Origin of the sequence: Flagellimonas amoyensis (genome assembly GCF_003058265.1) — a bacterium.
Classification (GTDB): Bacteria; Bacteroidota; Bacteroidia; order Flavobacteriales; family Flavobacteriaceae; genus Flagellimonas; species Flagellimonas amoyensis.
This window is the reverse complement of the sequence record NZ_QBUK01000009.1, coordinates 83,798-95,227: the sequence shown is the minus strand read 5'-3', so window position 1 is coordinate 95,227 and position 11,430 is coordinate 83,798. Positions and strand designations below refer to the sequence as shown.

The following is an 11,430-nucleotide window of genomic DNA, read 5'->3' as shown; positions in this document are numbered from 1 at the left end:
GGTCTTGTTTCTAACTATAAAAACTCGTCACCTCCCTGTTCTCATGGCCCTTCTCGCTATACTCGCGATACGTGAAGCCGGGATGCACGCAATACCCACCGGTTTGCCCATTTTTGTTGATGGCCAGGAACCCGATCTGGAAATCCTTACGGTCCTTGTTTTTCTGCATGATGCGCTTTACGCCCTCCTCACAGGCCTCTTGCGGACTTTTGCCTTGCCGCATCAGTTCCACGATCAAAAAGCTGCCCACGGTACGGATGACTTCTTCGCCAACGCCCGTTGCGGTTGCCCCACCCACTTCGTTGTCCACAAAAAGTCCTGCCCCGATGATGGGGGAATCGCCCACGCGCCCCGCTATTTTGTAGGCCATGCCACTGGTGGTGCAGGCCCCGGCAATATCCCCTTTCTCGTCAATGGCCAGCATGCCGATGGTGTCGTGGTTCTCTATGTTGATGATGGTCTCGTATTTGGAGGTTTTCAACCATTCTTGGTACTGTTTTCGGGTACTTTCGGTCAGCAGGTCCTCTTTTTTGAACCCTTGTTCGTAGGCAAATTTTTCAGCGCCTTTTCCGGCCAAAATAATATGTGGTGTCTCTTCCATCACTTTTCTTGCCACAGATACAGGATGTGCAATGTTCTGCATGCAGACCACGGAGCCGCAATTGCCGTCCTTGTCCATGATGCACGCGTCCAAGGTGACGTTCCCATCCCGATCTGGCCGGCCACCCTTGCCCACGGTCTCGTTGGTCACATCGGCCTCTTCCACCATTACCCCTTGTTCCACGGCATCCAGGGAGCTTCCTCCTGATTTCAGTACTTCCCAAGCCTTGTCGGTAGCATTCAGGAAGTTCCAAGTGCAGACCACAATGGGTTTGATGGGATTCACTGGAGTTGTGGCCAAAATTGGTGTTTCTTCGGGTTTGTTCTCCATTTTACAGGCGGCAATGGTAGAGGCAGAAACCAATCCGGCTGCCGTTAAGCTGGAATTTTTAAGGAAATTGCGTCGTTTCATGCAAGGGATCTTTATTTTTAAGCTGGATAAATATAGCAATATGCTTGTAGAAGTTTGTGCCAATTCCTTGGAATCGGCCATAAATGCTCAAAAGGCAGGAGCGGACCGAATCGAACTCTGCTCCGAACTGGGGGTAGGGGGCATTACCCCATCCATGGGCCTGATCCAACGGGTGCGGGAACGGTTGACTATTCCCGTGCATGTGCTCATCCGTCCACGCAGCGGCCATTTTACCTATTCCGATGCTGAGTTTGAAGTGATGAAAGCGGACATTGTGGCCTGTATGGAACTGGGTGTGGACGGAGTGGTCTCGGGGGTGCTGTTGAGGGATTTTTCTGTGGATGTGGAACGCACCCGGCAATTGGTGGAACTTGCCCAACCAATACATTTTACCTACCACCGCGCTTTTGATTGGGTGGGTGACCCTTTGAAAGCACTCGAACAGTTGGAAGAATTGGGTGTGGACACCATCCTGACCTCGGGCGGACATGCTTCCGCGGAAAAGGGATTGGAGCAACTCGAAGATTGGCAGAAAAAAACTTACATGACCATTATGGCCGGGGGAGGGGTGTCTTCTTCCAATGCCGTTGGGTTCAAAAAAATAGGGTTGCGGGCCATTCATTGTTCGGGGACTTCCTTTGGAAACCAGCTCGATGTTTCGGGAAAGATTCCCATGAATTCGTCCAAACATTTGGTGGAAGATCGTGTGGCGCTCAGCCATTTGGATACCTTGCGAAGCGTTGTGCAGGCCGTTAAATAAAATTAAAAAGGCCTTCTTTCTGCTGTATTACCCATAATTTTGCAAAAAAATATACGATGTCCCGATTTATTATACTGTCCTTTCTTTATGTGGTATTGGCCATATACGGTTTCCAGGCATTCCGAACCTTGTTCAAGAGTCCATGGATGCACTGGGCCTACGGGGTGTTGTTTCTGGGGGCGCTGTTGTTTTTGGCGATAAAGATCATGGGCTACGATCCCAGCAATGGGTTCAAAGGGAGCATGGCCGTGGCCGGGACCATTTTTGCGGCCTTTTTCTTATTGGCCTTGGTATTGGGTTTTTTCCTTTTGTTGGAAGATGTGGTCCGTTTGTTTGGGTTTGGATACAATAAATTGGTCGGGATGTCCGACCCCGATGCCGGTTATTTCCCATCGCGCAGAAAGTTCATCAGTGGTTTGGCGCTAGGATTGGCAGCCTTGCCTTTTGGTGCCTTGCTCTATGGCATGTACCGCGGAAAATACAACTATCAGGTGCTCAAATACGAACTGGAATTCGATGATCTTCCCGATGCGTTCCACAATTACCAGATCACCCAAATTTCGGATGTGCACAGTGGCAGTTTTGACGACCACAACAAAGTGGCCTATGGTGTGGATCTCATCAACCAACAGCAAAGTGATGTGATTTTCTTCACTGGCGATATGGTGAACAACCGATCTGATGAAATGGAACCTTGGAAAGATGTCTTTGCCCGATTGGAGGCCAAGGATGGCAAGTTTTCCATTCTGGGCAACCACGATTATGGCGATTATGCCGTCTGGCCCACAGAACAGGCCAAATCCAAAAATCTGGAAGACCTCAAGAATTTGCAGAAAGATATGGGCTTTGACCTGATCTTGAATTCCAACCGATACCTGGAAAAAGATGGGCAGAAAATTGCCCTGGTCGGAGTGGAGAACTGGGGGCGCGGCGGATTTAAAAAGGCCGGGGACCTTGAAAAGGCCAAACAGGGAGTTTCCCCAAATGATTTTAAGATATTGCTCAGCCATGATCCCTCGCATTGGGAAGATGTGGTGATCCATGACGATTACCATTTCCACCTGACCTTGAGTGGCCATACCCACGGCATGCAGTTTGGGGTGGAGATTCCCGGATGGATCAAGTGGAGCCCTGTGAAATGGCGCTACAAGTATTGGGCGGGCATCTACAAAGAACTGGGACAGTTCATCAACGTGAACCGCGGCTTCGGGTTTATTGGTTACCCGGGTCGTTTTGGCATCTGGCCCGAAATCTCCGTGATCACCTTGAAGAAAAAAGGGCTGGCATAACATTAAGGGTGTTCCCTGTACTTTATCATAATATCCTTAAATAGCTCAGCAGTACTTGGAGGGGTGTAGGAAATGGCATTTGCCCCAGCTTCAATAGATTCCAAAATGGTTGCATCCGTTTTTCCACCTGTGGCCATTATTGCGATGTTGCTGTCCAATTTCCTGATTTTTCTAACAATGGCTGCGGTTTTGTCAGCGCCAGAGACGTTTAAAATGTCTATTCCAGCGGCTATTCTCCCTTCAATGTCATCATGTTCTGAAACTATGGTGATGATGACGGGAATGTCTATCCGTTCTTTCAGTTTTGTGATCAATTCGTTGGGGGCAGGCTTGTTGAGCACTATTCCCAAAGCACCCTGAAACTCGGCATGTACTGCCAATTCTATGCATCTAGCTCCCGTTGTTATGCCTCCGCCAACCCCACAAAAAATAGGCTTGTCCGCTGCAAGTATCAACGATTGGGAAATCATGGGTTGGGGCGTAAAGGGATATACGGCCAAAATTGCATGTGCATTGGTGTTCCTTATAATCGCAACATCGGTGGAGAACAGGAACGACTTTAAAAGCTGTCCAAAAATTCGAATACCTGTACAACCATCGATAATTTCAGGAACTGCTACTATGTTTTTGCGTAACCTGCTGCCAAATGTTGGGATGGATTCCATAATTTTCTTGACTTATGAGGTTTTGGGCCTTGTTTATTTATAGTTGCTATCGGAAAACCTAATGATACTTTTTATCCAAATACGGCATTAAGATAATTGGCCAGATGAGGTTTAACGTGAATTTAACTACGGAGTTGAAGGGAAAGCAATGTCGGCCTATAAAACGTTAACATTTTTTCTTATTTTTGACCGTAAACCTTTAGAATTCATGTCCAAATTTGGTGAACTCATAGATGTAAAGGTCCCCGTACTGTTGGACTTTTATGCGGAATGGAACGAACAGTCCACATCCATGCACCCTGTATTGCGTGATGTGGCCGCTGCCCTTGGCGATAAGGGAAAAGTGATTAAAATCGATGTGGACAAGAACAAGGAGCTTTCACAGGCCCTTCGGATAAAAGGATTGCCCACCTTGATGATCTACAAAAAAGGCGAAATGGTCTGGCGACAGAGCGGCGAACAGGACGCCAATACGCTGATAGGCATTTTGAACGAATATATCTAAAAAGAAAAGCGAGGTTTTTACCTCGCTTTTTTATTTACTGTTGTATTGCTGAGTCTTCCTCAACCGGCCTGATGGTGTCCAGTGGGATGGAATCCTCCATATCGGGGTCTATGCCCAGCGGTTCTTCCAGCAGGTCTTCCTCGTCCTCACCTTCCACAAATTGGGAGAACTTGTCGATGTACTCATTAAAGATCAAGGTTTCGGATTCCGCCAATTCCCTGTCCTGGTTCTCGATCAGGATGTCGATGTTCCTTCGGTAGGCTTGCATATCGGCCAAGATGTCCTCCATCTTCTCATATTGTTCGTCCAAGGGGATGTTGGCATAATATTCCAGACGTTCCTGATATATTTTTTTCAACTTTCGGTAAACTTCACGTGCCTTTTCAGTTTCGCCCACTTTGTAGTACCCATCCACAAAGGGTTCCACAAAAGCATAGAAGCCAAAATGTTCCACGGGCATATTGGTCATGGCAACTTCGATGACGTCCTTGGCCTTGTCTATCTTTTTCTCTTCAATCAAGGTCTCCATCAATCGGGCAATATTGCTTCTGAAGGACAGTCCTTGCGAGCGGGTCTGGGGGTCATGGTAGATGTCATTACTGCCCGAATTGCCCCAATCCCATTTCCTCACAATGTCATAGGTGAGTTCCGCATCAATACGGCCCAATTCAAACGAATTCCTGTTCGGTGTCCTGATGGGTACCAATTTATAGACCAGTCCGTCCATTTGCAGGTAATCCTTCATCCAGATATACTCGGCACTGTCAAAACTACCGCCCGAGAAATAGATGGGACGTTTCCAATCGTTGTTGGCGATCAAGTCCAACATCATCATGCGGTTTTTGGGCAACGCGCTCTGTGGAAGGTCAATGTCGATATAATCCACGATCAAGGCGGAGTCTTTTTCCTTGACCAGGCCACTTTGCAACACGTTCTGTTTGTTCACAGGGATCCTGATCTTATTGGTGGGGTAGTACACAATGTCCAGATTGTTTTCCGGATATGCGCTGAGGTCGGCCCCACGACTTTCCAAAATATGTCTGAACTTGGTCTGCGGCTTGTCGCTCCCTACCCAGTTGATGAAATCTTTGATGGTCCATCGGCTGTCCGTGATCCCTTGGTAATAAATGGCGTCCCTGGTCCCATACCGGTATTTGTCGTGCGTCAATTGGGATGGAATGGGGTCGCTTTCATAAGCTTTGCTCTTCATCTGGTCAATGTACCAATCCGTGGCAAAAAGACTGGTGTTGACAATACGGACATCGGTCCTGTAATTTTCAATTTCCTGGATGTACCATAGCGGGAAGGTGTCGTTGTCACCTATGGTGAACAGGATGGCACCAGCGTCCTCCTTGCAGGAATCCAGATAGGCCTTTGCTGTGGAAGGCGCGGTATATCGGTCGGAGCGGTCATGGTCGTCCCAGTTCTGTGCGGCCATGAGCAAGGGAACGGCCAAAAGGCACAGACTGGTGATCACGGGGGCCGCTATTTTTGGGGTCAACAGTTTTTTGAACTCTTCGTAAAGGCCAAATACCCCAATACCGATCCATATGCAGAATATATAGAAAGATCCTACCAAGGAATAGTCCCTTTCACGGGGTTGGAAGATATAAGGGTTGGTATAGAACTGGATGGCAAGCCCGGTGAACATAAAAAAGATGAACAAAACCCAAAATTGTTTGGGGTTTTTGGAAATCTGGAAAACAATGCCCAGAATGCCCAATAGAAGGGGCAAGAAGAAATAGGTGTTGCGCCCTTTATTGTCCGTCCAGTCGCTGGGAAGGTTCTCCTGACTGCCCAATCGGAGGCTGTCCACAAAACCGATACCGCTGAGCCAGTCGCCATTTTCATCGTAACGGCCCTGTACATCGTTCTGTTTGCCCACAAAGTTCCACATGAAATAACGCATGTACATATAGCCAAACTGGAACTCGAGCATATAGCGGAAGTTTTGGCCGAAGGTGGGCGGCTCCACTTCAATATATTCCCCAAATTCCCGAAGGAAGCGGATATATTGCTCGGAATCCAGCTCTCCTCGGGCGTAGGCGGCCTTAAATTGGCCCACGGCATCCCTTAACTCGTTGTTGGAGATGTATTCGGATTTGATCCGGAAATTCAATACGCCAAAATAGCGCATGTAGTTTTCGGCATGTTGGTCGCTCCACATACGGGGCAGTAGTCCCACATGCTTTTCATTGGGCCCCGGAACAGCATCCTCATACTTGTTCACGATGACATATTTGCCCAATTGCAGGTCCTTTTCGTATTTGGGGCTGTCGTCCCTGTCCTCGCCGGAAGGCGCAAAGGCATCTGAGTAGTAGGCCCCATAAATTGGACTGTCCACCCCAGGATACTGTTCCCTGTTGTAATAGGCTAAAAGTGCACGTGCATCGGCAGGGTTGTTCTCGTTGACCACCGTTTTGGCATTGGCCCTGATGGGGAGCATCAACCATGAGGAAAAACCAAGGATGAGGAACATGAGGCACATGATGATCAAGTGTCCACTATAGAAGTTGTGCTTTCGCGTGTAGCGCAGGCCAAAATAAAAGGCGGCGACAAACAGTAGTCCCATGATGATGGAACCGGAATTGAACGGAAGCCCGATTTCATTGATGAAGAAGACCTCGCTCCAACCAAAGAGCTCGAGCACATAGGTCAGGGAGAATTTATAGACCAATACCAAAATGGCAATCACTATGATGTTGGCCAGCAGAAAGTTCTTGACCGTGGTGGTCTTATATCTTTTGAAATAATAGAGCAGGCCAATGGATGGGATGGCCAAAAAGCCCATGAACTGGATACCAAAGGTAAGGCCCACCATAAAACAGATGAGCAAAAGCCATCGGTGGCCCCTTGGGTCGTCCAGATTGTCCGTCCATTTCAGGCCCAGCCAGAGCAAAAGTGCCATGATCAGACTGGCCATGGCATAGACCTCGGTCTCCACGGCATTGAACCAAAAACTATCGGAAAAGGTAAAGGCCAATGCACCCACCAGACCGCTTCCCAATATGGCAATGGCCTTGCTGTTGGACATGGGGCTGTTGCTTGTAATGAGTTTTTGGGTCAGGTTGGTTATGGTCCAGAAGGTGAACAATACGGTAAAGGCACTGGAAACTATGGACACGGCGTTCACCATGAGGGCTATTTTTGAAGCGTCGCCAAAGGCGAACAAGGCAAAAAAGGCACCAATCATCTGAAGCAAAGGAGCTCCAGGGGGGTGTCCCACCTGCAATTTAGCAGAGGTGGAAATGTATTCCCCGGCATCCCAAAAACTTCCTGTGGGCTCTACGGTTAGGGCGTAAACGATAAAGGCAATGGCAAAGGATGACCACCCTAGGATGGTATCCCATTTTCTGAAGTTTTTTTCGAACATAGAACTGGTGGTTAACCGAATTGTGGCGAATTTAGTAAATATAGAACAGAAGGTTGGCCATTTTTGGAAAAGCTTTAACAGCGCAGTATGATAAAAATAGGTTTTAAACTTGCCAAAATATTTGTTGAAACCAAAGTTTGTTATAAATTTGCACGCTCAAAAGCTGAATCAAGTTTGGCTTTTATATGGTACTGGCCTATGGTGTAATTGGCAACACTACTGATTTTGGTTCAGTCATTCTAGGTTCGAGTCCTAGTAGGCCAACAAAAAAGCCCCCGAAAAAATTTCGGGGGCTTTTTTTATGTTATTGCAATGTAAACTACTAGTTCTTGTTCACCCTATAGGTTATCTTCCTATTGGTGATGACGGTTCCCACGCTCAGGGAAAGCACTGCGCCGTTGGAAATCAAGGGGTCGCACGAGGCCGTTGAGTCGGAGACCTGAACACGGAACACATATCCATTTTTGCCCATATCGGGTGCAGTTACAGTAAGATTGGCTGTTTGGCTGCCCGAATATTCAGCTCCATCGGAAATAGGGTCAAAGCTGCCGCCGCCATCTGTGCTCACTTCCCATTGATAGGTATCCGTGCCACTTGCGGTGACCGAAAAACTTCCATTGGCACCCACAACAATGCTTTGGTTTACAGGTTGTGTAGTTATTGAAAATGACGTGACGGTGATAGTCTGTTGTACGTCAAAAGTGTTGCCGGCATCATCAGTGATCCTGTAGGTGCGGGTAATGGTCTCTGGGTTGGAACCACCATCGCTCACATCACTTATAAAAGTGACAGTAGGGTCTGGGTCACAATTGTCTGCCTCATCCGTGATCACGGTCACATCAGGGGTTGGGATGTCATCGGAACAATAAACACTGATAGGGGCAGGGTTACTTGCGGTGGGAGCAACGTTCTCTACCGTTATGGAAGTAGTTGCTGCGATATTTGGACCGGGTGGGTCGCCGGGCATGCCGCCGTATTCCACCAAATATCCTTTGGGTTGATAGTCGCCACTGGCCGCTCCGGTATTGGAAAGGTCGTTCCACGAACCAGGTGCGCCCACTCCTGGAGCGGTGATGTGTGCATAATCTTCATCCCCTGAATTATTGGGTTCACCACCGTTCCAGAACTCATAGGCAAATGCAGTACCTCCCGCATTTCCTCTCCAGAACAAGGTGCCCGCTTCAGGACCTGTTACCCAATACCAATCACCCTCAACGGCTGCGTCGCTGGCACCGATCCATCCGGCACCGGGTGCCTGAGACCCCAAAAGGTCGGATTCGTCTTGAATGGAAATGGTGGCCAAATATCCTTGCAGTCCATAGAAGTTGCGCAAAGCTGCGGCATCCCGGGCCGATGTCCAAGTTATCCCCAGTGACGGTACATATTCGTAATAATGTCCTGTGGAGGCCAAATAATTGGCTTCGTTCATCACTATGGAAAAGCTTCTGGTGTCCCCACCGGCAACAGTGGCCGTGGTCTGGAACATGACTGCGCTCACCGCCGCCTCAAACTCGGCCAAAGTTGCTGGTCCCTCCAAGGTCAATCTTCCTTCGGGAGCGCTCCAGCTGGCCGTAATATTGGGGTGTGAACCGGTCAGGGTCAATAGGTCGCCTGTGTTGTCGTAATTGGAGGTGATCTGGATATAGATGGCTTCCAAAGTACTGCTGTCGGGATCGGTAATGGAAACGCTCTCCACAACGGCAATTGGGTCGCCGGGGCAAAATATTTGATCCCCGCTCGCAGTAATGGACGGTGGTTGGTTGCCATCGTCAGTATCGTCCCTGAAATCCAGGTCCCCGCCCGAGGCTACATCGCCATCGGAATCGGGAAGCATCAGTGAACCGCCATTGGTGTTCAGTGGATTGTCAATTCTACCCCCTGGGTCGCTGTAATCACTTGTGGTGTCTATGGCATTGTCGAGGCCATCACCATCGCTATCGGTGCCCAAGAGGGTCAAAGCGGCCTCAGAGGTATCGTTGGTGCCATCGTTGTCACTATCGGTGTCCATAAAATCGGGGATTCCATCACCGTCAGTGTCAACAGGGGAAATCCCTGCGGCTTCATAGGCATCGTCCAATCCATTGTTATTGGCATCTGTGCCCGATGGGGCAATATAATTTAATGAGGCCTGTGCCTCCACATTATCGGGAATACCATCCCCGTCACTGTCCAGGTCCTGATAATTGGGAATGCCATCCCCATCGGTATCCACAGTGGTGCAATCCACCGTGGCCCCATAGCTTGCGCCATGAACCCTAGCACCAAGTTGGTAAGCCAATACTCTAAATGATTGAAAATTGCTTTGTGAAACCGTAAAAGTGATTTCCGTTATGGAACCGGGTGGGATGTTGTTTGCATCGGCTAAATAGTTGCCATTATTGTATTGAACCTGCATATCCGAAAATCCGTCACCAGAAAGACCGGGTGCAGCCGATAAAAACACTCTAACCGTGGTTCCCATTGGTATGACTTGGGCAAACTGCAAGGATATGATGGATTGGCCTTGATAGGTCGAAGTCGAGTTTGCAGCATATGTGGTCCCGGGATTTCCCTCCGCATTGGCCGGATTGTTGAAATATTGCACATTGGTCGCGGTCTGTACAAAGTTTCCGGTGGCGCCACCGCATTCATCGATATCCAAAATACCATCATTGTCGTCATCTATGTCCACTTCATCAGGTATTCCGTCCCCGTCAAGGTCGGGTAATGAGACGGAACAGTTGGAATAGAGCTTGGAAAATGGAATGCTCTGTTTTGAAATGGAGGGTCCCTGATATTGTACGGACAGGTTTTCACTTCCACCATTTTCAAAGAAAAGTACGGTGATGTCATGTAGACCAGAGGTCAACGTGATGGTTCCCGACCTTTCCTGGGAACCATGGGCGCCATCATTGTTCACGACTTGAGTGCCATCGATGTATAGTTTGGAACCATCATCCGATGTGGTATAAAAAGTGTAGGAGCCTGGGGTGTCTATCTGGATATAACCTGTATAACGGATACTGAAGTTGTCAGCATCCCCGGGGTCCTCTTGGTTTTGTAAGGTGCTTACGTTGAAGGTTGAAATGGTACCGTTGCTCTGGTATCCGCTTGTTGGAATATTGTCCACTGTGCTTCCCGAGGGGGAACTGTCATAAAACTGAAAGTCAACCTCACCATTGCAAATGCCCGAAATACCTTCTACAATAACATCATCAATGTAATAGTGTTCATTGTTCGCGTCGTTGTCCATGCGGACCCTGATCTGCAGCGTGGAGTTTCCCGATGTGGATAGATTGACGGAATACGAAGTGTTCAAAGGGTTTGATGTGGACCCTGAAACGTTCACGAATTGCTGCCAAGAACCGCCATCCAACCGGTATTCCCCGATAAAATGGTCCTGGCCATCCTCCATTTGGCCTGGGTTGTTGACCCTTGTATTCATACGGAAACTGACGAAGGAATATCCACTGATGTCAATAGGGTTTACCTGCCAAGTTCCTTCAGAGCCTAAATTTCTGCCCCTCAGTTCATTGCCTTGTACGGATAGACTGCTGTTCCCTTTATTGGTGGTCCAGCTGGTGGCGGAGGGGCCTGTGGCTGTGCCATTTTGGGTATTGTTGCTGTAGGTGAAGGTTTCGCTCCAAAGCGTGGTCTGGGAAAACAGGGACAAGGTCCCTTGCAGAAAAAATACAAAAAAGACAATCCTGCCAATGGCAAAACCACGAGCCGAACGTCCACTAATAGAGCATATTCCCATGACCAAACATAATTTTTCAAGTACAAAACTAATCGGGAGAAACTCCATGGAAAATATTTGTTGTGAAATGAGGGAATAGCTATGGTA

The 11,430-nt window shown here is 48.4% G+C and carries 7 protein-coding genes and 1 tRNA gene; 4 read left to right on the top strand and 4 right to left on the bottom strand.

Annotated elements, in window-relative coordinates:
* Positions 1 to 10: 10 nt before the first annotated feature.
* Complete coding sequence (locus DB398_RS13260) at positions 11 to 1,012, bottom strand: isoaspartyl peptidase/L-asparaginase family protein (RefSeq protein WP_108424934.1); 1,002 nt, start codon at positions 1,010 to 1,012, stop codon at positions 11 to 13.
* Positions 1,013 to 1,052: 40 nt separating this feature from the next.
* On the opposite strand from DB398_RS13260, the gene DB398_RS13255 reads away from it, so the two are divergent.
* Together DB398_RS13255 and DB398_RS13250 are read left to right on the top strand one after the other, a co-directional pair.
* Positions 1,053 to 1,772, top strand: coding sequence for a copper homeostasis protein CutC (locus DB398_RS13255; protein ID WP_108425062.1), 720 nt, complete (start codon positions 1,053 to 1,055; stop codon positions 1,770 to 1,772).
* Positions 1,773 to 1,828: 56 nt separating this feature from the next.
* Positions 1,829 to 3,061, top strand: coding sequence for a metallophosphoesterase (locus tag DB398_RS13250; RefSeq protein WP_108424933.1), 1,233 nt, complete (start codon positions 1,829 to 1,831; stop codon positions 3,059 to 3,061).
* 2 nt (positions 3,062 to 3,063) lie between these two features.
* Here DB398_RS13250 and DB398_RS13245 read toward each other — a convergent pair whose 3' ends face one another.
* Positions 3,064 to 3,726 carry a hydrolase gene (locus tag DB398_RS13245; protein WP_108424932.1) on the bottom strand — a complete coding sequence of 221 codons (663 nt, stop codon included), beginning with the start codon at positions 3,724 to 3,726 and terminating at the stop codon, positions 3,064 to 3,066.
* Between the two features lie 208 nt (positions 3,727 to 3,934).
* Between DB398_RS13245 and DB398_RS13240 the strand changes: the two genes are divergently transcribed.
* On the top strand, positions 3,935 to 4,231 hold the full coding sequence (locus DB398_RS13240) for a thioredoxin family protein (protein ID WP_072878191.1): 297 nt from the start codon (positions 3,935 to 3,937) through the stop codon (positions 4,229 to 4,231).
* Between the two features lie 34 nt (positions 4,232 to 4,265).
* Here DB398_RS13240 and DB398_RS13235 read toward each other — a convergent pair whose 3' ends face one another.
* Positions 4,266 to 7,604 (bottom strand): DUF2723 domain-containing protein, encoded by a 3,339-nt coding sequence (locus DB398_RS13235; RefSeq protein WP_108424931.1) that lies wholly within the window; start codon positions 7,602 to 7,604, stop codon positions 4,266 to 4,268.
* Positions 7,605 to 7,796: 192 nt separating this feature from the next.
* On the opposite strand from DB398_RS13235, the gene DB398_RS13230 reads away from it, so the two are divergent.
* Positions 7,797 to 7,868, top strand: a tRNA-Gln gene (locus DB398_RS13230).
* Positions 7,869 to 7,926: 58 nt separating this feature from the next.
* Here DB398_RS13230 and DB398_RS13225 read toward each other — a convergent pair.
* The gene (locus tag DB398_RS13225; RefSeq protein ID WP_159076436.1) at positions 7,927 to 11,343 is read right to left on the bottom strand and encodes a PA14 domain-containing protein; all 3,417 of its coding nucleotides are present in this window, start codon (positions 11,341 to 11,343) and stop codon (positions 7,927 to 7,929) included.
* Positions 11,344 to 11,430: the final 87 nt, after the last annotated feature.